Here is a 21,750-nt window from a genome sequence, read left to right as displayed (position 1 = left end):
GAACTTTAGGAGCTATACTTTTACAGCTCTTCTGTTTCATGATATGATGAAGATGTTATTTAATCTATGATTAGCCTGACTCCGAACTTTAAGTTGAAATTCAGAGGTTTCTCCTTATAAATGGTTTGTAATGAACTGTTATCCTTAAAATGATAGCTTACTCCCGGTTCAGCATAAATTCCAATGTTTTTCACCACTTTCAATTGCAATCCTGCGGCAGTATTTACTGATACCTGAACTGGTTTTTCACTTATCCCCTCTTTGAATTCCTCTTTCACAGTCCCATCAACGATATATTTAGTTTTAATATCTCCTGAAACCGCTTTTTCTATCATACCTCCTCCTGTAAGGTATCCCGTAAATGCTCCTTTCTGAATTACATTATAACTTACCTGAACAGGAACTCCTACATAACGAACATTCTGCTCACTGCTTATAAAGTTCGAATCGCTTCCTGAGGTAAGTTCGGAAGAAAGCTGAGTATAGTTCACTCCCGTACCGACAGACCATTTTTTTCCAATTCTTTTAGAAACAGAAGCGCCAAAAGTTACCGGAGTTTTATGTTTTATTTTCGCATCTACTTTTTTATTCTGATTGGCCAGCAAAATCGCCATTAAAGGATTTTCTCCATATTCTGAACTCCATATTTCAGGTACGCTTAATACAGTTCCGTTCAAAGTAGCATATCCAGGAAATTGTTCCGTTGAGTTTGAGGATGTATTTCCTGCAAGCAATCCCACCACCCAGGATTTTTTACTTTTATTTTTAGCCAGTTTTATTTTTTCGGATTCTTCTAATTTCTTCTTCCATTCTCTTTCCTCTTTTGTAAGAAGCTCGTAAGTTTCTGTTGCCTCCTCTACTCGTGGACTTTCAATGCTTCCATTTTGCTGTTGGGCAATGTTTTGTTCATAACGACTTTCAATCCCTTCCTGATTATATTTCTCCCTTTTAAAATCTATATTTTTCCAAGAATTTACGTCTATAATTTTTGTTGTATTTACAGTCTTTTCAGAGGAATCATAGCTCAAACTACCTGAATTAGTCTTTTGCAGGATAGTCTCTATTTTTAAAGGATTTTCATTTTTATCAGATTTCTGATGATAAGACATCTTTTCCGAAGAATTTTCCTTTGTTTGATGATTTACAAATTCATGTTTACCATTAAAAACAAATAGCCTGCCCACAATAAAGAATAAGGTAATAGCTGCTGCAACACCACAGATACGATATAATAGAGGTTTATGATTTATTATTGAAAAGGACCTATTCTGCGCTTTCAAATCATCGCTCATTACAAGGGGAATACTATTGTCCGTCTTATCTTCCACAAACAATTCGTTTCTAATATTATCCCACAATCCATCCGGAACATCTTCTGTATGATCCTCCATTTTTCTGCGCAAATCATTTAGCCATTCATTATTATTCATACTGCGCTGTTTTAGACATTTTATATTCTTTTATTTTCTGGGCAAGCATTGTTTTTGCTCTGTGAAACTGTGAGGCGGAAGAATTTTCTGCAATTCCCAACATCTCCGCAATTTCTTTATGGTTTTTCTTCTCAAAAACAAAAAGGTTGAAAACCATTCTATATCCTTTCGGAAGAGAACGAATCATGATCATGATTGTATGTTGCGAAATTTCTTCCAAATCCGGTTCTTCATCATTTTGTACATCCGCAATTTCAAAATCTTCTGAAACCATTTTTAAATCAGAATTTTTCTTAATATGTTTCAAAGATTCATTTACCACAATTCTGGTAATCCAGGCTTTCAAAGATCCATTTCCTCTATATTCAAAAGAATCGATTGCACGAAACATCTGAATAAAACTATTCTGCAAAACATCATGAACATCTTCCTTATCAATAATATATCGGGAACAGACATAGGTAAGACTGCCTGAATAAACTCCGAAAAGTTCTTTCCAAGCCGCTTCTTCCTTCTGCAAAAGGCGGTTTACCAAAATCTGCTCCTTATTTTCTTTCATTTACTAACTACAATAGCACTCAGTTTAGTTATTGATTTTCAGTAGGCAAAAATAGGTATCCTCAATTTGAGACATTACCTATTTCTACCTATCATATTTTATTAGTTCTTAATACTAATCGGAATTTCATACTTTATGGCTTCATAAGGAGCTAAGTCAGTTCCGTCTACCGTTATTTTTTCAGCTTCCAAACCAAATCTCATAGACCAATCATACCCTACAAAGAAACCTTTTTGCTTGGTTACCAATTTTACTATAGTCTTTTTAATCGCCCCATCTACAGGAATCTGCAAGGTCAGAGCTTTAGGTTCAAAAGTCAATTCCACCACATTCTGATCCGTATTTAATTTTGAAATATAATTCAGTTTATATTCAATTTTCCCTAAATGTGCAATGGCAGTATCAGCTTTTACCGGGTCTTTCACAACCGATTTTACAATTTCTCTCACCGGAAAATCTTTGAAAGTAATGAGAGTATCTTTCGCTGTAAATTCAATAATTTTTTCATTGTATTTCCCTCCTTGTGAAGTCACCAATCTCGCTTTATAGTTGCCGTTCACATCACTCAGCTTTACCGGAATCGGCTCATATCGATCATCATTACACGACGTTAAAGAAAATCCTAAAAATGCAACGATGGCAACCATTAAAGAGGTAAGTACTGTTAATTTCTTCATTATTCTTAATTTTTTAGCATTATATATTATTCGTTTGAGTACTCATCTATATAAATCCGGTTTTTAAGGAATCTTGCATAAGAATTAATTAAAAAAAGTCTTAAAAACAGCAATCACTTGATTTTCAATCACTTTAATTTACCTTTTGATCATTTCTAAGTTTCATTATTTTAATACATTTGTTAAAACATATTTTTTGAGATGAATTTTGAACAGATCAAATTACATTTGAACGCCTATAAAGAAAACGATCAGATTATTGATGCGGCAAAGTATGTACTCTATTCTTTTGATCTGGAACATGAAAACTTCGCAGGATTTGGTTTTCGTGAACCCAGTCCCAACTTAGTTCTTTTAACCACAGAGGGCGAATTGGGAGATCCGCAAACAGTAATAATTCCTCCTAATTTATTCGATTTTGATCTGAATCTTGTTCTGAATGTCATTGCCCACGAAATGCTTCATGTAAGGCAAAAAGCTCCCGGAAAAACCGTTGAAGATAAAAATGAAAGAGAATTTCAGGCCTATTACGAGATGCTTTTTCACAAAAATTTTCCGAAGATTCCGGACGCTTCAGATTTTCATAAAAAGATTTTCGGAGAAAAAGCATTTGAATATTACAAAAGAATGGGAGAAGGCTCGGAACTGCAACAAAAATATGCCACACAAAAAGCAGAAATAGAACAATTAATCAGTGCATTACCATGATCATAAAACCCGAAATTTCCTGGACAGATTTTGAAAAAATAGATATAAGAAGCGGAACAATCATCTCTGTAAATGATTTCGAAAAAGCCAGAAATCCTTCCTATCAGCTAGAAATAGACTTTGGAATATTAGGCATTAAAAAATCTTCCGCACAAATCACGACTTTGTACAAAAAAGAAGAACTGATCGGAAAACAGATATTAGCTGTTGTAAACTTTCCCAAAAAGCAAATTGCCAACTTTTTCAGTGAATGTCTGGTTTTGGGAGTATACGGTGAAAATAAATCGGAAGTAACACTGCTCACAACATCACTTCCGACTAAAAATGGTTCTCAAGTAGGTTAATATCTATTGATGTAATGTTTTTGTTCCTAAATTAGTAATTTGTCCAAACACAACAGATACATTGCCGGTATTTTCATCTACATATCCTGTTGTATTGTCCGCATCATAAGAAACGGTATATGTTCCTTGCTGCAGTCCGGAAAACATAAAAAATCCGTCAGGATTTGGTATTGCTGTTGCTATCGTATCCGAAGCCACAATAGCATGCACGACAGCATCAGCGGCCAGAGGTTGTACATAGCCTTTTATCTGTCCGTTTGTTAATTCTGAAAACGTTCTGATAATCGGTTTTAAAATATAGGATCCATTTCCCGTTTTTACAATAGATCTTCCTGCATCAAAATCTATCCATACAGTATAAGCACCATTGGCTGTTAATGTCTGATGCCAGTTGAACTTCAATCCACTTTGCTGAGCTGAAGGAGTTTGTAACGGATAACTAACTCCATTCACAACCAACGTATTATTTGTTCCTAAGATCATTCTCATTTGAGAAACTTCTCCAGTAGGTAAAACCGCCTGTCCTAAAACAACATCAGTTCCATTTTTAAAATTAAGAAGATTATAAACACCTGGACTAGGAAAATTAAGTGCTATCCATTCACCGTTATTATTGATTTCTATTCTCTGGATGTCAATATTAACAGCATCATACGCAGCGGGACCATCAGTAAGTCTCACATTGACTGTAGCAGTATCACTTCCCTCAGAATCATTGCATGAAGCTAAGAAAAGCAATCCTATACTGCTTCCTATTATAAATAACCATTTCATAAAATAATATTTTGTTCTATTAAAACGTTTTTGATAATTCATTTATTATATCTTATCTTTCAGTTTAAAAACAAGAAAATGATACAGAATATCCCTCTGGAAAAAATTTTATTTATTGATATTGAAACCGTTCCCGGATTTGATTCATGGGAAAACATGTCCGAAACCGAACAAATGCTTTGGGATAAAAAAACAAGATTCCAAAGGAAGGACGAAATTTCGGCAGCAGAATTTTATCCAGAAAGAGCCGGAATTATGGCAGAATTTGGAAAAATTGTCTGCATCACCATCGGAATGTTGGAAAAAAACGACACCTTGAAAATCAAAAGTTTTGCAGATCATGATGAAAAGAAAATGCTGATCGAATTTGGGGAAATTTTTAACAGTCCGAGACTTCGAGACGTTATCCTTTGTGCTCACAACGGAAAAGAATTTGATTTCCCGTGGATTGCCAGAAGATTCCTGATCAACGGAATGCAGCCTCCTACTCCATTTCAGATGTTTGGAAAAAAGCCTTGGGAAATTCCTCATATAGACACGATGGAGTTATGGAAATTCGGAGATTATAAAAGTTTTGTTTCCCTGGAATTATTGGCACATCTTTTCGGAATTCCTACTCCAAAAGACGATATTGACGGCTCAATGGTTTCATCAATTTACTACATAGAAAAAGACTTGCAAAGAATAGTTGACTATTGTGAAAAAGATGTCTTAACTTTGGCAAATATTTTCCGACGTATGCGTCAGGAAGATTTGTTGAAAAGGTATATCAATTTAGATTAAAAAATGAAATTTACAGACGATCAGATTGCTGACATCGGTGAAGAAATTATCAACGTTTTAAAAACTGTATATGATCCTGAAATTCCGGTAGATATCTACGAATTGGGCTTAGTTTATGACGTGCAGATTTCTGATGATGCAGATGTTAAAATCATTATGACACTTACTACTCCGAACTGTCCTGTTGCAGAAACGCTTCCTCAGGAAGTAAAAGACAAAGTAGCGGAAGTAGAAAATGTAAAAAGTGTCGACTTAGAGCTTACTTTCGAGCCAAGCTGGAACAAGGACATGATGAGTGAAGAAGCGAAATTTGAGCTGGGAATGCTTTAAATTCGGATTACAATAAAAAAGGCTGTCAAAATTGACAGCCCTTTATTTTGTCTTAAGTATATTAAATCCCACTGTCATTCTGACCGTAATGAAATGGAGTGAAGAATCTATAAAATAACATGAGATTCTTCCTTCGTCAGAATGACACACAGAACACAATTTATTGTTTAAACTTCTTTTGCAATCTCTTTTCCTTCTCTTCTGCTCCACTCGCTCCAAGAGCCGACATATAAATTCGGGATTTTAAGACCCGCATAATCCAATGCTAAAATGGTATGGCAAGCCGTCACTCCGGAACCACAATGAATGATTAAATTTTCAGGTTTATCCTCCAACAATTTTGAATATTTTTCTTTTAAAATCTCAGGTTTCAGGAAATTTCCATTTTCATCAAGATTTTCAGAAAAAGGAATATTAATCGCTCCTGGAATATGACCGGCAACCAAATCAATCGGTTCAGATTCTCCTTTGTAACGATAAGCATCTCTTACATCAATTACCGTAGAAGAATGGTTTGTTAATTCATTTTCAACAATTTCTAACGTTGAAGTCGGAAGATCCCAATCCTCTTTTTTGATTACTTCTGCTTTTTCAAAAACTTCTTCGCCTGAAGAAAATTCCAATCCTTCTTTTTCTGCATTTTGGAATCCTCCATCCAGGACCTGAACATTTTCAAATCCAAAAGATTTCAGCATCCACCAAGCTCTTGCAGCAGCATTTGAACCATTTTTATCATCATAAACAATAAGATGGGCATCTTCTGATATTCCAAGATTGGAAAGTGTTTCTGCAAATTTTTCAACACTTGGAAGAGGATGCCTTCCTCCAAAAGCAGCATCTTCACCAATTTCCGCCAAGTCTTTATCCAAATCAATGAATCTTGCTCCTTTAATGTGGTTGTTCAGATAGTTTTGATATACATCTTTTCCTACTCTTGCATCTAAAATGATGAGATTTTCAGTTGGAAGATTCTTTAATTCTAAAGGAGTGATTATTGGTGACATTTTGTTGATTTTTGGGATTATAAAATTGGTTTCTGAATAACAAAGCGGACCAAAGCCCGCTTTATATTGTATCGTTTAAAGATATTTATTAAAAATGAAAAATATCCTTCGCTTTATTATAAGAACTTTCGAAGTTTAATAAATTTAATTTATGGTCTACTTTTTCTACACTCATAAAGTTGATGACTTGTTCAGTAGGCATATTTCCCACTAAATCATCTTTCGCCATAGGACAACCGCCAATTCCTTTGATGGCACTGTCGAATCGTGTACAGCCTTTATCATAAGCCGCTTTTAATTTTGAATAAGAATCTTCATATCGGTTATGAAAATGTCCTCCAAAGTTAATTTCAGGATATTTAGACGGTATTTTTTCGAATAAAAGAGCAATGGTTTCCGGTGTTGCCACTCCTGTTGTATCAGAAAGTAGAATATCTTTTACCCCAATTTCTGAAAATCGTTGTGCCCAGAAATCAACATCTTCCCATTTCCACATTTCACCATAAGGATTTCCAAAAGCCATTGAAAAATAGATATTTAATTGTCTGTTCTCACTTTTTACAAGTTCCAACATTTTGATAATTTCTTCGAAAGCTTCCTCTTGATTTTTATTCGTATTTCTATGCTGAAAAGTTTCAGAAATAGAAAACGGAAACCCGATAATATCTACCGCCTGATGTTTTAATGCCTTTTCAGCACCTCTGTAATTGGCTACAATTGCAGAAACTTTTGTATTGGAGCGGGATTTATCGATATTTTCAGCAACCTCATCGGAATCAGCCATTTGAGGAATTGCTTTTGGAGATACAAAGCTCAGACAATCCAATACATCGAAACCAACATCCATTAAAGAGTTGATATAATCTATTTTTTTATCGGTAGGGATAAATTCTCCCCAACCCTGCATTGCATCGCGCGGACATTCAGTAAGAAACATTTTTACGTTTAGATTTTCTCAAATATAATAAAACTAAATAAGTTCATAAATAGCTTGTATAAAGTTAACATTATTTTGATTCTCAAATATTTATATCCGATTTAAAATTTCGATAGTTGATATTCATTCCCAAATAAATTATTCTGAGCATCAAAATTGCTAACTTTGCCGGAAATTTATACTAATAATGAGTGCAATAGAATTCAACCAGGTGTGGAAAGAAAAGTTACTGAACCGTTTTCTTAATTATGTAAAAATATACTCAACAAGTGACGCAGAAAGCGAAACAACCCCTTCTACGGAGAGACAGTGGGATATCGCAAAATTCATTACTGAAGAGTTGAAAACGATCGGTCTTGAAGAGGTATCGATTGATGACAATGGTTATATCATGGGATATGTTCCTTCAAATCTTGAAAATGATAACCAACCAACAATTGGATTTATTTCTCATTACGATACTTCACCGGATTTCAGCGGAGAAAACGTAAAACCTCAGGTTTGGGAAAATTATGACGGGAATGATTTAGTATTAAACCAAACAACAGGATTTACTTTATCCTCATCAAAATTTGAAAGTTTAAAAAAATATATCGGTCAGACTTTGATTACTACTGACGGAACAACTCTTCTTGGAGCCGATGATAAAGCAGGTTGTGCAGAAATCGTTACTGCTGCTGAGTATTTAATGGCTCATCCTGAAATCAAACACGGAAGAATTGCTGTAGGATTTACTCCTGACGAAGAAATCGGAAGAGGAGCGCATAAATTCGATGTAGCTAAATTCGGAGCTGAATTCGCTTACACAATGGACGGCGGAGAAGTTGGAGAACTGGAATATGAAAACTTCAATGCTGCAGGTGCTGTGGTAAAAATCCACGGATTAAGTGTTCACCCAGGTTATGCCTACGGAAAAATGATCAATGCCGCTTTGTTGGCTTCTGAATTTGCTCAAACGCTTCCGGCTAATGAAACTCCGGCTACCACTAAAGGTTTTGACGGTTTCTATCATTTAATGGACTTAAATGCTGACATTTCTGAGGCTAAACTTCAATATATCATCCGTGACCACGATGCTGATAAATTTGAAGCAAGAAAGAAGTTCATGGAAGAAAAAGTAGCTGAATTTAATCAAAAACATGGTGAAGGAACTGCTGAAGTAGAGATTAAAGAACAATACAGAAACATGAAGCAGCAATTTGAGGGAAAAATGCACATCATCGATCTTGCAGCAGCAGCAATGAAAGAAGCAGGAATAGAGCCTAAAATTAAAGCGATCAGAGGAGGAACAGACGGAGCTCAATTGTCTTATATGGGATTGCCTTGTCCGAATATTTTCGCAGGAGGAATCAATTTCCACGGACCTTACGAATATGTTGCTTTGGAAAGTATGCAAAAAGCAATGGAGGTTATTTTGAATATTGTGAAAGCGTAAGGTTTTCATCTGAATAAATTATAAACCAGCTCAGTTTTGAGCTGGTTTTCTATTTTGATCATTTATTTCTCAAAAGTATTATAATACCAAAGTCTTAGGTCTCCTTCAAGAGATTCTGGTTTTTTAGTAGGATCAAAAGGCTCGACTCCTCCATTGTCAATTACTTCCTGCGAATATCCTCTTTCCTTAAAAATTTTTTCTCGATTCTTATTTGCCACAGATATAAAAACACTCCCCAAACCAAAAATTACTAATAAAAAAGAAAGTACATTTTTGTAACTAAACAAAAAATCACTGTTTAAAAATTTTTCTTTCTTCAGATAGAAATAATTTGGTAGCCAGATTATTAACATCATAAGAAACAAATACAGTTTAGGTATTAAATTATGATGATATCCTTTTAAATCTAAATAAAATAGGATAGAATAAAATATTAGCAATATCATTAAAGTTAAAACAAATGACGTTTTAATAATTAATGTAAAATGATCTTCCCTTTTTATCGTTTTATGAAAAATTTGATAGATCGAAAACGCCAAATAGTTATATAATTTCATACAAATTTTTATTTTTAAACAAAAACCACTACAAAAAGCAGTGGTCTCACAATATTTAAAATTAAATAAAATTTAATCGTTTTGTTGATTTCCTAGAAAAGCATCCCAACCTTGTGCCGTTAAAGCAACCAATTGATTGGAACCTCTTGCTACCATAAAATTACCTTCTTCTTTCTCTACAGCATGGCCAATAATGGTAAAATCAGGATGATTTTTAATCTTATCAAAATCATTCGGAGAAATCGTAAACAACAATTCATAATCTTCACCTCCGCTCAATGCAGTCATGACTGGATTTAAATTAAAATCATCCGCAGTTGCAATTGTCAAATTATCCATCGGAACTTTCTCTTCATACAATCTAAAACCTACTTTCGATTGGTCTGAAAGATGCAGGATTTCTGAAGCCAAACCATCTGAAATATCAATCATAGAAGTTGGTTTAATATCCAGTTCTTCTAAAATCCCTTTTACATCTGTTCTTGCTTCCGGCTTTAATTGTCTTTCCAGAATATAATCATAACCCTCCATTTCAGGTTGCATATTTGGATCTGCTAAGAAAACCGCGTGTTCTCTTTCTAAAATCTGAAGTCCCATATAAGCACCTCCTAAATCTCCCGTTACCACAAGCAAATCATTAGGTTGCGCACCGCTTCTTTTTACAATATTTTCTTCATTTTCCAATCCAATTGCTGTGATGCTCATCACAAGACCAGCATTAGAACTTGTGGTATCACCTCCTATCAAATCCACTTTATATCGACTGCAAGCCGCCTGAATTCCGGAATACAATTCTTCTAACGCTTCTACCGGGAAACGATTGGAAACAGCCAATGAAACTAAGATTTGAGTTGGTGTTGCATTCATTGCTGCAATATCACTCAAATTCACAACAACCGCTTTATACCCCAAATGCTTCAATGGAACATAACCTAAATTGAAGTGTACTCCTTCTGCCAAAACATCTGTTGTAAGAACAACTTTTTTATTTTCAGGATTAATAACTGCCGCATCATCTCCCACTCCAAGCTCCGAAGATTCGTTGGATAAAGGAAAATGCTCTGTCAGGTGTTTTATTAACCCAAATTCTCCTAATTTGGAAATCGGTGTTAGTTCCTGTGATTTATCTTCAAACATATTTTTAATTATAAATAATGAGTAATTGGTAATGAATAATGTCTGAACTCTAAACTCAAAACATTAAACTAAAAACCATTTTAGTTGAAAGCCGACGGATCAATATTTTCTGGACGGAAAGGTAATTTTTTAAAATCTTCTCTCGTCAAAACTATTGTATTCGGGCTTTTATATTTATTGATCGCTTCCACTACATCATCCGGAGGAGTTGTCATTTTTCTCAACATCGTATCGATCCAAACACCAGTTGCTTCAGAAGTTGCACAGTGCTCTCCTTCTGGAGTATAAAATTTATGTACAAAACGGTAAATAGAACAATCTTCTGCACAAGCATCAACTTCCAGGCTGACAATAACAGTCTGATCAGCAAATATTTCCTTAAAAAAAGAAAATCTTTCATGCATGATAACCGGACCTATTCCCCAACGGCTCATTTGTGTAACTCCCATCTTTTCAAGCTTCATAAAAGCCATTCTGGTTTGAGCACAATATTGAACGTAAGATGAATTTGCTAAATGTTTGTTGGCATCAAGATCGCTCCAACGCACTTCGAATTTATGGTAAAAAATCATTTAAAAATCAGTTTTAAAATAATTAAATTATATTCTTCAAAATTACTCAAATAAGATGGTTTATAAAAATTGTAGTTTTGTAAAAATAATCTTGAGCATAAGATTAATAAAACTATGAAACGAATTATCATTATCGGAGGCGGTGCAGCAGGATTTTTCTGTGCAGCAAATCTTGACGAAACACAATATAAAATTACCATTCTCGAACAAAATTCAGATGTCCTTCAGAAAGTTAAAGTTTCAGGAGGAGGACGTTGCAATGTTACCCATGCTTGTTTTGATCCAAGAGAACTGGTTCAGTTTTATCCTCGAGGAAACAAGGAACTCTTAAGTGTTTTCACAAAGTTTCAACCGGGCGACACCATGGAATGGTTTGAGAACCGAAACATTTCGTTGAAAATAGAAAATGACAATAGAATTTTCCCGGAAAGTAATTCTTCACAAACGATTATCAATACTTTTTTGAATGAAATTCAGAAGAAAAATGTTGAAGTAAAGACAAAATGTTCCGTCAAAGAAATTGAAAAGCAGGACGAAAAATATATCGTTAAAACCAGTTTAGGTGACTTTGAAGCTGATTTTATCATCTACACTACAGGAAGCTCACCAAAATCGTTGAAAATGATTGAAAATTTAGGTCATAAGATCATTGACCTTGTTCCGTCGCTTTTTACTTTTAATATTAAGGATCCTTTATTGAAAGATTTGGCCGGAACAAGTTTTGAAATGGCAGAAACATCCATTCCTAAATTAAAAACCGAGGAAAGCGGACCGTTGCTGATTACGCATTGGGGACTTTCAGGACCTGCAATTTTGAAAATATCGGCTTGGGAAGCGATTAATTTAGCCAAAGTGAAATATAATTTTGAGATTGAAGTCAATTTTATTTCTAAAGATATTGAGGATGCTGAAGAATTGTTTCAGAATTTCAGACAATCGAATCCGAAGAAAACGATTGGACAGTCTAAGATTTTTGAAGTCACAAACAGATTTTGGCAGAGAATTCTTGAGGTTTCAAATGTTGATCTGAACAAACAAGTTGCCAATATTTCAGGAAAAGAAATGCAGAAAATCATTGAAAATTTATGCGAAAAGAAATTCAATGTGACCGGAAAATCAACCTTTAAAGATGAATTTGTAACGGCAGGAGGAGTTGATTTGAAAGAAATCAATTTTAAAAATATGTCTTCGAAAATTTTGCCTAATTTTTATGTTGCCGGAGAGGTTTTAAATATTGATGCGGTGACAGGAGGATTTAATTTTCAGGCGTGTTGGAGCGAATCGTGGCTGATTGCTCAGGATTTGAATAATAGAAATTAATAAACAATGAATAAGACTCTAATTTTCATTTTAATATTGGGATATCATTTAGCTCTCTCACAAGAACAAAATGCATCATCTAACGAAATATTTGAAACTGAACAATTTGGCAATGTAGAAAAATCCAAAGAGTTTCCAATATATCCAGGAGGGATTAATGTTTTCAAAACAAATTTTGCTAAATTGATTGATTGGGATAAGGTAAATGCTAAAGGTAGGGTTAAATCCGAAGCTCAATTAATAATTTCCGAAGATGGTAGTGTTACAGATATAAATATCGTAGGAGATAATAAGTCTTTGAATAAAGAAATGGAGCGTGTAGCTAAGCTTATGTCAAAAACAAAATGGATTCCTGCTAAAATTGATGGGAAACCAGTAAAATTTAGATTTAAACTACCCATTACAATGAATTTCGATGAATAGAAATAAATTTTAAAATGCTTTCTCTCAAAAGAAATATCCTAATTTTAGTAAAAATCCTTTTAATCATAGGGTTCGGGTATTTCTTTTGGCTGATGCTGAAAATAACATTAGAATATATTCCACTAAAAACTGATGTGAGCTTTTTAATGATTAAGCAAACAGAAGTTGGGGAAAGGCAAGAATATCTTTACTTTTTCTACACGCATGTGTACACAAGTATTTTTGTATTACTGAGTGGTTTCTTAGCGATTATAAGAAAAGATTTTGGTGTCAAAAATTTTCATAAAAACGCAGGAAAGATCTATATTTTCCTGATTTTATTCCTCGCTGCTCCGTCAGGAATTTATATGGGAGTTTTCGCAAATGGCGGAATTTATTCTAAAATTTCATTTGTCATCTTAGGCTGCCTATGGTGGTTTTTCACTTTTAAAGCCTTTCAGTTAGCCAAACAAAAAAAATTCAAAGAGCATAAGCAATGGATGTGGCGTAGTTTTGCATTGACAATTTCTGCGATCACCCTAAGAATGTGGAAAGTAATTATTGTATATTTATTTCACCCAAATCCGATGGATGTTTACCAAATCATCGCTTGGATGGGATGGATTCCTAACATGATTTTAATTGAATATTTAATCACAAAAAAACACTTATGAAATCGCTTTATCTTTTGTCGTAAAGGCAATATTCTATTCTGCGACTGCATATCCCCCCCTTTAAAAAACCATTAAAAAATCACATATGAAAATTTTAAAATTAACTTTTATTTCCTTGTTTGCGATAAGCCTAGTAAGCTGTAAAAAAGAGGCAAAAGCAACAGATTCTTCAAAAGACAGTCTTACTGCCAAGAAAGATTCTATAGTTGTTCCTGAAGTCCACAAAGAATATTATGGAATTTATATGGGCGATTTTGCAGGAAAAGGAACACTAGTTTCTGAGGATGGCGAAGAATATGAAGGTACCGATTATAAAAAAATATCCCTGAAAATTAACAGAATTACGAAGGACAGTGTATACGGACAAAGTATTGTCAATGGAAATCAGCGTCCTTTCCGGGGTGTTTTTAACGACGAAACGAAATCTTTTGTCCTGGATGAACCGGGAAATGATAAAACTGACGGAAGGTTTGAGGTGAAATTAAACAATGACAGTCTTACCGGAAACTGGAGTGCTTTCAACAAAGCTGCAGTGAAAGCACCTTCAAAAACGTTGAAACTGATCAAAAAAGAATTTGTTTATAATCCCAACTTTATGCTGGATGAAAACTCGGAGCTAATCGACTGGGAAAATCCGAAAGATTTTATTGAAAAATATACTGACGAAGAAACAGGAAAGACAGAAACGTATACCTCTTCAAAAAACAGATTTGCTTCTGATGCTGTTTTCAAAATCAATGCATCTAAACAGAAACTAACCGAAAAAGACCTTAAAAATCTTAGAAAACTGGATATGGAAATCATAAAAAATTCGGTTTTCGCAAGACACGGATATGCGTTTAAAAAACAAACATACAGAAACTTTTTTGAGCAGACAGATTGGTATATTCCTGTTTCAAATAATGTAGATGATCAGCTTTCAAAAATGGAAAAAGATAATGTGGCTTTACTCAACCGTTTCATAAAATATGCAGAAGATAAATATGATCAGTTTGGAAGATAAGCCTATGAAAACAATCCTAGCCTTGAGTCTTTAATTTTTATTACAAAGAACATCACCATACAACCTGCTGCATAACACAGAATATCAATCCAAGAGAATGAATTTCCGACAATGATATACATTAGGCTTCCTTCCCGGAAGCCTAGTTTTTCTGCAATAGTAAAGTATTGCGCAAACTCCACTAAAAAAGAAAAAGCCAGGATTCCCCAAATCAGTTTTTCATTATTCTCAATTTTGAAAAAACTTTTGATCAATGTATAGATCAGCATCACAACAATAACGTCTCCGAGATAGGCTCTCACAAAAAAGATATCTTTTAATCGGGTCGCGATGAGTACCTCAACTAGGAAAATCGCAATTGAAAGTAATAAAAATTTTAGGTTGAATTCTAATTTCATCATTTTATATTTTGAGCATAAAAAATCGGCATCCCAATGAACACCGATCAAGCATTTTTTTACAAATATATTACTTCTTCACTTTCACTGTACATCCGATAGCAACAGTTTTTGTCATTTTTATCGGCTCATTTTTAATTAAAGCATTTACTGCATCCTGCACATAATATTCTGAAACATCATTCGGATTTTCATAATTGTTATCAATGGCACCAATATATTTTACGATATTTTTACCGCCTTCTTTCTGCAAAAGAAAAACATGTGGTGTTTTTGTAGCTCCATATTGAGGAAAGATCTTTTGTCCTTCATCCACTAAATACGGAAAAGTGAATCCTTTCTGCTTGGCTCTTTCAACCATTTGTGCATATCCATCTTCAGGCTGAACGGATGGATCGTTCGGATTAATCGCGATGACAGGATACCCTTGAGATTTGTATTTTTTATCTAGTGCAATAATTCTGTCTTCATATTTTTTCGCATAAGGACAATGATTACAGGTAAAAACAACGATGAAACCTTTCGCTGTTTTAAAATCTGCCAAGGAAACCATTTTACCGTCAGTATTTTTCAGTTTAAAATCTGTGGCTTCATCTCCTACTTCGTACCCTTTTACCAAAGATTTGTTTTCTTTTTTCGGGTCATTTTTATCATGATTCGTTGTGGTAAAGCTCAGAAGTCCCAATCCAACAACAAAAGCGATTATTAAGATTTTTAAATTTTTCATATTACTTTGTTTAGTTTAAATATTTCGTAATTGTATTTTCCAGCTCTTCTTTGCTCATTTCTCCATCATTAAAATCAACTTTTTCACCATTTTTATAAAAGATCGTTACAGGTATATTTCCGTCCCAGTCTTTTTCAAAACGAGGAATCCAGGTATTCATTCTTTTAATATCATCTAATAAAATAACTTCTGCCGTAAGGTTTTTGTTTTTTATAAATTTTAAAACCCTTCCTTTATCTACGCCTCTGTCTAAGGAGACCAAGATCATTTTAAATTTCGGATTATTTTTGTGTTTATTATTCACTTCCATAAAGTAAGGCAATTCCTTCACACAGGGTGCACAAGTCGTTGACCAGAAGTTGACCACTAATAATTTGTCTCCTTCCGACTGAATTTTCTTTTCCAGTTCCTCATACTTTACCAAATTCACATCAGCTTGATTTTGTGCATAATAACAACCAATCCCCAATAGAAAAATAATAATACCTATAATCTTATTCATACTCAAAATTAAGAAAATCAAGCGATTACTTTACGGAGAGATCTTGTTAAATTTTGTTAAGAATCTTTATCCTATTTTAATTTCTTTTAAAAATAATCCCTATATCGGGAAGGATATTTATTTTTGTGGAAAATTATATTATGAAAAAAAGGGTATTGCTGATGACGACTTTGTTTATGGTTTCTTTTGCTTTTGCACAGGAAACTCCTGAAACAAAAACAACTCCGGCTCCTGCTCCGGCAGCCATTATTAATGTTGAATCACTTCCTCATTATGGAGAACTGAAAAAGAGAATCAATCTTACAGGAGTAGTAATGACCGCAGATAAAGAACCTGAATTTCCCGGCGGAATGGCCCTTTTCCGTAGAAAATTTGCTGAAAATATGGAGGTAATTTATGCAAAAGGCAAAAAAATTGATACAAAAATTTACTTTATTGTTGAGAAAAACGGCTATATCAACAATATCGCAGCAATAAGCAATAATAAAGATCATGCAAAAGCAGCAGAAATGGCCATAAAGAAAATGCTTGTTCGTTGGAAACCAGCTCTAGTAGCTGATAAACCGGTTCGTTATCTTTACAGTTTCCCGCTTTCTTTGCAAAAGTATTAAGTTAATCAGAATATTTATAAAAATGATTGGAGAATTAACCTCCAATCATTTTTTTTATCGAATTCAGCTTCATTAAAGCTTCTATTGGCGTCAGTGTATTGATATCAATTTTCGTAAGTTCTTCCCGGATATTCTCCAACACAGGATCATCCAGCTGGAAGAAAGAAAGCTGCATATTTTCTTCAGTTACTCTTTTAATGCTTTCAGAAGAATTTCCCTGAGTTCGGCTTGCTTCCAGTGTTTTCAGGATTTCATTGGCTCTGTTCACTACTTTTGCAGGCATTCCCGCCAATTTCGCTACGTGAATACCGAAACTGTGCTCACTTCCGCCCGGAATTAACTTTCTTAAGAAAATAATATTTCCTTTATTCTCCTGAATCGAAACGTGGAAGTTTTTCACACGCTCGAAATTCACTGTCATTTCATTTAATTCATGGTAATGCGTTGCAAACAATGTCTTTGCCTGAGTCGGATGCTGATGAAGGTATTCTGCAATGGCCCAAGCAATGGAAACCCCGTCATAAGTGGAAGTTCCACGTCCGATTTCGTCTAATAGGATTAAACTTCTTTCGGAAATATTATTCAGGATATTTGCCGCTTCATTCATTTCAACCATGAACGTCGATTCTCCGGCAGAAATATTATCCATTGCTCCTACTCTGGTGAAAATCTTGTCTAAAACACCTATTTCAGCATGTTTTGCAGGAACAAAACTTCCAATCTGAGCCAACAGACAAACAATTGCAGTCTGACGAAGAATTGCCGATTTACCTGCCATATTCGGTCCGGTAACCATGATAATCTGCTGAGAATCTTTATCCAAGAAAATATCATTCGGGATATATTTTTCACCTAATGGCAGTGCGTTTTCAATAATCGGGTGTCTCGCTTCTTTTAGATCAATCGCAAAAGTTTCCGTTAAAACAGGTTTTGTATAGCTCTCCGAAACCGCCAATTCAGACAATCCAGCCGCAACATCCAGTTGGGCGATAATATTTGAATTCTCCTGAATCTGATCGATATAGATCATGGTTTCAGCACAAACATTTCTGTACAGTTCGTTTTCTAAAACTCCGATCTTTTCTTCCGCTCCAAGAATCTGATTTTCATATTCTTTTAATTCCTCAGTGATATAACGTTCGGCATTCACCAACGTTTGTTTCCTCAACCAGTCACCAGGAACTTTATCTTTATGGGTATTTCGGACTTCAATATAATATCCGAAAACGTTATTAAAATCAATTTTAAGGCTTGTAATTCCTGTTCTTTCGATTTCTCTCTGACACATTTCATCCAGGAAACCTCGACCTTTAGATTGAAGTCCTCTTAATCGGTCTAATTCTTCTGAAATCCCTTCTTTAATCACATTTCCTTTTGCCAAATTAACAGGAAGCTCCTCATTCAAATGATTCTGAAGACATTTTATCAATTCATCCTGATCGTATAAAGGTTCTAACCAAGCCAAAATATCAGCATGGGGATGAAGCAATTCTTTAATTTTATGAATATTAATTAGGCTCTGACGAAGATATCCCAATTCTTTCGGTGAAATTTTTTCTGCCGCCAGTTTTCCCATCAATCGGTCTAAATCGGAAATCGATTTTAAGAGTTGGGAAATTTCATATTTAAGCTGATCATTTTCATTTAGAAAATCAATTAAAGAAAGTCTTCTGTTGATTTCACTGACTGATTTTAGCGGTAAAATAATTCTTCGTCTCAGCAATCTTCCTCCCATCGGAGTAGATGTTTTATCGATAATATCCAACAAAGATTTTCCCTGCGCATTGCTTGGATATACAATTTCGAGGTTTCTCAACGTAAAATTATCCATCATCAGAAAATCTTCCTGAGGAATTACTTGAATTTTGGTAATGTGAGCCAATAAGTTGTGATGGGTATCTTCAACTAAATAAGCAAAAATTGCCCCTGCTGCCGTAATTGCTAACGGCTGATTCTCAACACCAAAACCTTTTAATGAATTGGTTTTAAATTGACTGGTCAGTTTTTCGTAAGCGAAATTATATTGATAAGCCCAATCTTCAAGCTTGAAAGCATTTTTATTTTTAATCTGCTCCGGAATCTGAACACTTCTCTGATAAATAATTTCACTCGGATCAAAGGTATTGACGATATGAAGCAACTTTTCCAGGTTTCCTTCACTCACCAAAAACTCTCCTGTAGAAATATCTACCAACGCAATCCCGAATCTCTCCTTTTCCTTGTGAAGAGATAGTAAGAAGTTGTTCTTTTTTGAATTTAAAACCTGATCATTGAAAGTAACTCCGGGTGTGACCAATTCGGTTACTCCTCTTTTTACAATTCCTTTGACCATTTTCGGATCTTCCAACTGGTCGCAGATCGCGACTCTCATCCCGGCTCTTACCAATTTTGGCAAGTAAGAATCTACTGAATGATGCGGAAATCCAGCCAATTCGATGTGCCCTTCTCCGTTTGCTCTTTTCGTTAAAACGATTCCTAAAATCTGAGACGTTCTCACCGCATCCTGTCCGAAGGTTTCGTAAAAATCTCCCACTCTGAATAGTAAAAGCGCATCAGGATATTTCGCCTTGATGGTGTTGTACTGCGTCATTAACGGGGTTTCTTTCTTCGCTGCCTTTGCCATTAAAATCGTTCTTAAAAAATTAGGATGGTAAAAGTAAGAAATAAAAAAGTAGAAGGAAAGTTTTTGAAAAACTAGATGTGAGTTTTATAATTTTAATTTAAACGCAAAGATTTATTGTTGACAAATCTTAATGCAAGAAGGCAATTTGTTTCGCGAAGCTCATGCTTAAGCTTCATTAAAATCAACTTTGTTGATTCCCTCTTTGCTCACTTAAAAAGTAAAGCGATTTAAATAAATCTTTGCGTTAAAAATTTCATCAATTTTGAGTTTTCGCTAAGGCTTTCGAGCTTTTCTTATACGCCCACTTTTGTTTGTAATTTACCCACTTCGCTTTAAAAAGTTTTCGCATTAATTTATCTGTGTATCGCATGATAAATACATGATACAGCATACTAGCAAAAACATTTGGCTTATTCGGAAGCGCACGAAGCGACATTGAAAATCCGGGTTCCAGGTATCTGTTGAAATGCCAAAATGCTCCCGGAATGAAAAGTGCATCGCCATGTTCCATAAATATTTCAAAACCTTTCGCATGCTTCAAAGCAGGAAATTTTTCATAATCAGGATTTTCGTAATCTACATCATAGATTGTGTGAACCGACAACGGAACTTTATAAAGAAACGCAGATTGCTTTTGATCAAATAGTAAAATTCTTTTTTTGCCTTCAAAATGAATATGAAGAAAGTCTCCCAAATCCACATCATAATGCATCAAAACATGCGCCTCACTTCCTCCAAAAAACAAAGTCGGAAGTCTTTTAAAAAACTTCATCCCTAAATCAGGATAGGTGAAGTTTTTCAATAACTCAGGAAGACGATCTGTAATGATGTAAAAGAAAATTCTGAGATCTGAAGGCTTACTTTTTATGGTATCAATATAATCCTTCATTTTCATGTGGGTTACAGGAGCATCCGAACTTTTGGCAGCATCTGCAGGCTTATTATCATACAAAGGAACTTCTTGTTCACCTGCTTTCTCTCGGATAAAATCAAAATTCCATTTATCGAAAGCATCCCATCGACTTGCAAAATTTTTAATCAAAAGAGGCTTATGCTTTTTGAAATATTTTTTTTGAAAATCTTCTTTACTAATATCGGTTACAACATCTACACTTTCGAGAATCATTTGGTGTGGTATTTTTTAATGCGAAATAAAAATAGTCTTTTTTTGAAATCCAGAAAAATTTTAATGTTACTATTAGTTATCATTTTATATGAATTGATTGATTTTTAAATTTTAAGTAAGGAATTATAAAAACGAAAAATTTTATCTTTGTAAGACCAACGAAGTGTATGAAAGCTTATAATACTAAACATTTTCTAAAAATCCTTTTCAGTCTGCATAAAAGCGATACTTTGAAAATTCTTTTTCCGAGTATGATTATTGTTGGGCTCTATTCTTGGGGAATTGAATATTTAGAAGTTGAATATCTTCATCTTACTTCAAAATCCGGAATCAGTAATGTGGGGATGATTCATTCTTTACTCGGTTTTGTTCTTTCTTTGTTATTGGTATTCAGAACCAATACGGCTTACGACCGATGGTGGGAAGGAAGAAAACTCTGGGGAAAACTAGTAAATGACTCCCGGAATTTTGCCATAAAAATCAATTCTATTCTCGAAAACGACAGAAAGGATGCCGAACAAATTGCAAGATATCTTAAGTTTTTTCCTCACTTTTTAGCAAAACACCTTTCTAAAGATTCTACACGATTGGCATTAGACGAAGACTATTCGGAAATTGAACAATCCATAAAAAACCATGGCCCGAATGAAATTATCCTCCTTTTAACTCACAAACTGAATCAGTTAAAAAAAGAAGGTAAAATATCTGATGTAGAAATGTTGTATCTGGATACACAGCTTAGCGGTTTTTTAGAAGTTTGCGGCGGATGTGAGAGGATTAAAAACACTCCGATTCCCTATTCCTATTCTTCTTTTGTGAAAAAGTTTATCATTCTTTATGTATTGGCATTGCCAGTTGCATATGTCATCAGCATTGGTCTTTTTATGATTCCTCTTACTGTTTTTGTATATTATGTGTTGATGAGTTTAGAAATCATTGCTGAGGAAATTGAAGACCCTTTCAACAATGATGAGAATGATATTCCGATGGAGGCACTAGCACAAAACATAGAAAAAAACGTCCATCAGATTATGGGACTGAAAAAACTTCCATAGTTTTCAAAATCGGGTTTGCTAAAAAACTATTAATTTTGACTTTTTAATCTCTTTAAAATAAA

25 protein-coding genes are annotated in these 21,750 nt (G+C 34.4%); 11 read left to right on the top strand and 14 right to left on the bottom strand.

All coding sequences use genetic code 11. From position 1 onward, the window contains the following. Positions 1-59: 59 nt before the first annotated feature. From LV842_RS05525 to LV842_RS05515, 3 genes are all read right to left on the bottom strand, one after another. Positions 60-1,430 carry a PorT family protein gene (locus tag LV842_RS05525; RefSeq protein ID WP_233110460.1) on the bottom strand — a complete coding sequence of 457 codons (1,371 nt, stop codon included), beginning with the start codon at positions 1,428-1,430 and terminating at the stop codon, positions 60-62. Then, the gene (locus LV842_RS05520; RefSeq protein ID WP_233110459.1) at positions 1,423-1,989 is read right to left on the bottom strand and encodes an RNA polymerase sigma factor; all 567 of its coding nucleotides are present in this window, start codon (positions 1,987-1,989) and stop codon (positions 1,423-1,425) included. The genes LV842_RS05525 and LV842_RS05520 overlap by 8 nt, the downstream gene beginning before the upstream one ends. 101 nt (positions 1,990-2,090) lie before the next feature. Continuing rightward, on the bottom strand, positions 2,091-2,666 hold the full coding sequence (locus LV842_RS05515) for a DUF4840 domain-containing protein (protein WP_233110458.1): 576 nt from the start codon (positions 2,664-2,666) through the stop codon (positions 2,091-2,093). 201 nt (positions 2,667-2,867) lie between these two features. Here LV842_RS05515 and LV842_RS05510 point away from each other — a divergent pair, with 201 nt between their 5' ends. Together LV842_RS05510 and LV842_RS05505 are read left to right on the top strand one after the other, a co-directional pair. Further along, entirely contained in the window at positions 2,868-3,374 is a 507-nt protein-coding gene (locus tag LV842_RS05510; protein WP_233110457.1) for a hypothetical protein, read from the top strand. Further along, the gene (locus LV842_RS05505) at positions 3,371-3,718 is read left to right on the top strand and encodes a tRNA-binding protein (protein WP_233110456.1); all 348 of its coding nucleotides are present in this window, start codon (positions 3,371-3,373) and stop codon (positions 3,716-3,718) included. Before LV842_RS05510 ends, LV842_RS05505 begins: the two co-directional genes overlap by 4 nt. A 3-nt stretch (positions 3,719-3,721) precedes the next feature. On the opposite strand, the gene LV842_RS05500 is transcribed toward LV842_RS05505, so the two are convergent. Next, positions 3,722-4,492 carry a DUF4382 domain-containing protein gene (locus tag LV842_RS05500; RefSeq protein ID WP_233110455.1) on the bottom strand — a complete coding sequence of 257 codons (771 nt, stop codon included), beginning with the start codon at positions 4,490-4,492 and terminating at the stop codon, positions 3,722-3,724. Between the two features lie 78 nt (positions 4,493-4,570). Between LV842_RS05500 and LV842_RS05495 the strand changes: the two genes are divergently transcribed. Both LV842_RS05495 and LV842_RS05490 read left to right on the top strand, forming a co-directional pair. Continuing rightward, positions 4,571-5,275, top strand: coding sequence for a 3'-5' exonuclease (locus LV842_RS05495; RefSeq protein ID WP_233110454.1), 705 nt, complete (start codon positions 4,571-4,573; stop codon positions 5,273-5,275). A 3-nt stretch (positions 5,276-5,278) separates the two neighbouring features. Continuing rightward, positions 5,279-5,605: an SUF system Fe-S cluster assembly protein gene (locus tag LV842_RS05490; RefSeq protein WP_029296148.1), complete on the top strand. Its 327-nt coding sequence runs from the start codon at positions 5,279-5,281 to the stop codon at positions 5,603-5,605. Positions 5,606-5,772: 167 nt separating this feature from the next. Here the strand turns inward: LV842_RS05490 and LV842_RS05485 are convergent, their stop codons facing one another. Both LV842_RS05485 and LV842_RS05480 read right to left on the bottom strand, forming a co-directional pair. Then, positions 5,773-6,609 carry a sulfurtransferase gene (locus LV842_RS05485; RefSeq protein ID WP_233110453.1) on the bottom strand — a complete coding sequence of 279 codons (837 nt, stop codon included), beginning with the start codon at positions 6,607-6,609 and terminating at the stop codon, positions 5,773-5,775. Positions 6,610-6,697: 88 nt separating this feature from the next. Beyond that, the gene (locus LV842_RS05480; RefSeq protein ID WP_233110452.1) at positions 6,698-7,546 is read right to left on the bottom strand and encodes a hydroxymethylglutaryl-CoA lyase; all 849 of its coding nucleotides are present in this window, start codon (positions 7,544-7,546) and stop codon (positions 6,698-6,700) included. 187 nt (positions 7,547-7,733) lie between these two features. On the opposite strand from LV842_RS05480, the gene pepT reads away from it, so the two are divergent. Beyond that, positions 7,734-8,981, top strand: coding sequence for a peptidase T (gene pepT, locus LV842_RS05475; RefSeq protein ID WP_233110451.1), 1,248 nt, complete (start codon positions 7,734-7,736; stop codon positions 8,979-8,981). Between the two features lie 62 nt (positions 8,982-9,043). On the opposite strand, the gene LV842_RS05470 is transcribed toward pepT, so the two are convergent. The 3 genes from LV842_RS05470 to LV842_RS05460 all read right to left on the bottom strand — a co-directional run bounded on the left by LV842_RS05470 (position 9,044) and on the right by LV842_RS05460 (position 11,247). Beyond that, a complete protein-coding gene (locus tag LV842_RS05470) occupies positions 9,044-9,337 on the bottom strand; it encodes a hypothetical protein (protein WP_233110450.1) in 294 nt (97 codons plus the stop codon). A gap of 273 nt (positions 9,338-9,610) precedes the next feature. Further along, positions 9,611-10,675, bottom strand: coding sequence for a thiamine-phosphate kinase (thiL, locus tag LV842_RS05465; RefSeq protein WP_233110449.1), 1,065 nt, complete (start codon positions 10,673-10,675; stop codon positions 9,611-9,613). 80 nt (positions 10,676-10,755) lie between these two features. Beyond that, the gene (locus LV842_RS05460) at positions 10,756-11,247 is read right to left on the bottom strand and encodes an acyl-CoA thioesterase (protein WP_233110448.1); all 492 of its coding nucleotides are present in this window, start codon (positions 11,245-11,247) and stop codon (positions 10,756-10,758) included. Positions 11,248-11,361: 114 nt separating this feature from the next. Here LV842_RS05460 and LV842_RS05455 point away from each other — a divergent pair, with 114 nt between their 5' ends. The 4 genes from LV842_RS05455 (at position 11,362) to LV842_RS05440 (ending at position 14,646) form a co-directional block, all read left to right on the top strand. Continuing rightward, on the top strand, positions 11,362-12,567 hold the full coding sequence (locus LV842_RS05455) for a BaiN/RdsA family NAD(P)/FAD-dependent oxidoreductase (RefSeq protein WP_233110447.1): 1,206 nt from the start codon (positions 11,362-11,364) through the stop codon (positions 12,565-12,567). Positions 12,568-12,573: 6 nt separating this feature from the next. Beyond that, the gene (locus LV842_RS05450) at positions 12,574-12,990 is read left to right on the top strand and encodes an energy transducer TonB (protein WP_233110446.1); all 417 of its coding nucleotides are present in this window, start codon (positions 12,574-12,576) and stop codon (positions 12,988-12,990) included. Positions 12,991-13,004: 14 nt separating this feature from the next. Next, the gene (locus LV842_RS05445) at positions 13,005-13,643 is read left to right on the top strand and encodes a DUF2306 domain-containing protein (protein ID WP_233110445.1); all 639 of its coding nucleotides are present in this window, start codon (positions 13,005-13,007) and stop codon (positions 13,641-13,643) included. A gap of 85 nt (positions 13,644-13,728) precedes the next feature. Next, positions 13,729-14,646, top strand: coding sequence for a YARHG domain-containing protein (locus LV842_RS05440; RefSeq protein ID WP_233110444.1), 918 nt, complete (start codon positions 13,729-13,731; stop codon positions 14,644-14,646). A 2-nt stretch (positions 14,647-14,648) separates the two neighbouring features. Here LV842_RS05440 and LV842_RS05435 read toward each other — a convergent pair whose 3' ends face one another. The 3 genes from LV842_RS05435 to LV842_RS05425 form a co-directional block, all read right to left on the bottom strand. Further along, entirely contained in the window at positions 14,649-15,044 is a 396-nt protein-coding gene (locus LV842_RS05435) for a ribosomal maturation YjgA family protein (RefSeq protein ID WP_233110443.1), read from the bottom strand. 70 nt (positions 15,045-15,114) lie between these two features. Then, on the bottom strand, positions 15,115-15,771 hold the full coding sequence (locus tag LV842_RS05430) for a thioredoxin family protein (RefSeq protein ID WP_233110442.1): 657 nt from the start codon (positions 15,769-15,771) through the stop codon (positions 15,115-15,117). Between the two features lie 10 nt (positions 15,772-15,781). Continuing rightward, complete coding sequence (locus tag LV842_RS05425) at positions 15,782-16,273, bottom strand: TlpA family protein disulfide reductase (protein WP_233110441.1); 492 nt, start codon at positions 16,271-16,273, stop codon at positions 15,782-15,784. Between the two features lie 140 nt (positions 16,274-16,413). Between LV842_RS05425 and LV842_RS05420 the strand changes: the two genes are divergently transcribed. Continuing rightward, positions 16,414-16,884 carry an energy transducer TonB gene (locus tag LV842_RS05420; RefSeq protein WP_233110440.1) on the top strand — a complete coding sequence of 157 codons (471 nt, stop codon included), beginning with the start codon at positions 16,414-16,416 and terminating at the stop codon, positions 16,882-16,884. 34 nt (positions 16,885-16,918) lie between these two features. Here the strand turns inward: LV842_RS05420 and mutS are convergent, their stop codons facing one another. Then, positions 16,919-19,507 carry a DNA mismatch repair protein MutS gene (gene mutS / locus LV842_RS05415; protein ID WP_233110439.1) on the bottom strand — a complete coding sequence of 863 codons (2,589 nt, stop codon included), beginning with the start codon at positions 19,505-19,507 and terminating at the stop codon, positions 16,919-16,921. Positions 19,508-19,763: 256 nt separating this feature from the next. Further along, positions 19,764-20,633 carry a cupin-like domain-containing protein gene (locus LV842_RS05410; RefSeq protein WP_233110438.1) on the bottom strand — a complete coding sequence of 290 codons (870 nt, stop codon included), beginning with the start codon at positions 20,631-20,633 and terminating at the stop codon, positions 19,764-19,766. A 230-nt stretch (positions 20,634-20,863) separates the two neighbouring features. Here LV842_RS05410 and LV842_RS05405 point away from each other — a divergent pair, with 230 nt between their 5' ends. Next, on the top strand, positions 20,864-21,688 hold the full coding sequence (locus LV842_RS05405) for a bestrophin family protein (protein WP_233110437.1): 825 nt from the start codon (positions 20,864-20,866) through the stop codon (positions 21,686-21,688). Positions 21,689-21,750: the final 62 nt, after the last annotated feature.

Source organism: Chryseobacterium gwangjuense, from assembly GCF_021311115.1.
Lineage (GTDB): Bacteria > Bacteroidota > Bacteroidia > Flavobacteriales > Weeksellaceae > Chryseobacterium > Chryseobacterium gwangjuense.
This window is presented reverse-complemented; position numbering and strand designations above follow the sequence as displayed.

Coding starts and splice junctions, on each gene's coding strand:
- LV842_RS05525 (WP_233110460.1), bottom strand. CDS start 1,430: ATGAATAATAATGAATGGCTAAATGATTTGCGCAGAAAAATGGAGGAT.
- LV842_RS05520 (WP_233110459.1), bottom strand. CDS start 1,989: ATGAAAGAAAATAAGGAGCAGATTTTGGTAAACCGCCTTTTGCAGAAG.
- LV842_RS05515 (WP_233110458.1), bottom strand. CDS start 2,666: ATGAAGAAATTAACAGTACTTACCTCTTTAATGGTTGCCATCGTTGCA.
- LV842_RS05510 (WP_233110457.1), top strand. CDS start 2,868: ATGAATTTTGAACAGATCAAATTACATTTGAACGCCTATAAAGAAAAC.
- LV842_RS05505 (WP_233110456.1), top strand. CDS start 3,371: ATGATCATAAAACCCGAAATTTCCTGGACAGATTTTGAAAAAATAGAT.
- LV842_RS05500 (WP_233110455.1), bottom strand. CDS start 4,492: ATGAAATGGTTATTTATAATAGGAAGCAGTATAGGATTGCTTTTCTTA.
- LV842_RS05495 (WP_233110454.1), top strand. CDS start 4,571: ATGATACAGAATATCCCTCTGGAAAAAATTTTATTTATTGATATTGAA.
- LV842_RS05490 (WP_029296148.1), top strand. CDS start 5,279: ATGAAATTTACAGACGATCAGATTGCTGACATCGGTGAAGAAATTATC.
- LV842_RS05485 (WP_233110453.1), bottom strand. CDS start 6,609: ATGTCACCAATAATCACTCCTTTAGAATTAAAGAATCTTCCAACTGAA.
- LV842_RS05480 (WP_233110452.1), bottom strand. CDS start 7,546: ATGTTTCTTACTGAATGTCCGCGCGATGCAATGCAGGGTTGGGGAGAA.
- pepT (WP_233110451.1), top strand. CDS start 7,734: ATGAGTGCAATAGAATTCAACCAGGTGTGGAAAGAAAAGTTACTGAAC.
- LV842_RS05470 (WP_233110450.1), bottom strand. CDS start 9,337: ATGATGTTAATAATCTGGCTACCAAATTATTTCTATCTGAAGAAAGAA.
- thiL (WP_233110449.1), bottom strand. CDS start 10,675: ATGTTTGAAGATAAATCACAGGAACTAACACCGATTTCCAAATTAGGA.
- LV842_RS05460 (WP_233110448.1), bottom strand. CDS start 11,247: ATGATTTTTTACCATAAATTCGAAGTGCGTTGGAGCGATCTTGATGCC.
- LV842_RS05455 (WP_233110447.1), top strand. CDS start 11,362: ATGAAACGAATTATCATTATCGGAGGCGGTGCAGCAGGATTTTTCTGT.
- LV842_RS05450 (WP_233110446.1), top strand. CDS start 12,574: ATGAATAAGACTCTAATTTTCATTTTAATATTGGGATATCATTTAGCT.
- LV842_RS05445 (WP_233110445.1), top strand. CDS start 13,005: ATGCTTTCTCTCAAAAGAAATATCCTAATTTTAGTAAAAATCCTTTTA.
- LV842_RS05440 (WP_233110444.1), top strand. CDS start 13,729: ATGAAAATTTTAAAATTAACTTTTATTTCCTTGTTTGCGATAAGCCTA.
- LV842_RS05435 (WP_233110443.1), bottom strand. CDS start 15,044: ATGAAATTAGAATTCAACCTAAAATTTTTATTACTTTCAATTGCGATT.
- LV842_RS05430 (WP_233110442.1), bottom strand. CDS start 15,771: ATGAAAAATTTAAAAATCTTAATAATCGCTTTTGTTGTTGGATTGGGA.
- LV842_RS05425 (WP_233110441.1), bottom strand. CDS start 16,273: ATGAATAAGATTATAGGTATTATTATTTTTCTATTGGGGATTGGTTGT.
- LV842_RS05420 (WP_233110440.1), top strand. CDS start 16,414: ATGAAAAAAAGGGTATTGCTGATGACGACTTTGTTTATGGTTTCTTTT.
- mutS (WP_233110439.1), bottom strand. CDS start 19,507: ATGGCAAAGGCAGCGAAGAAAGAAACCCCGTTAATGACGCAGTACAAC.
- LV842_RS05410 (WP_233110438.1), bottom strand. CDS start 20,633: ATGATTCTCGAAAGTGTAGATGTTGTAACCGATATTAGTAAAGAAGAT.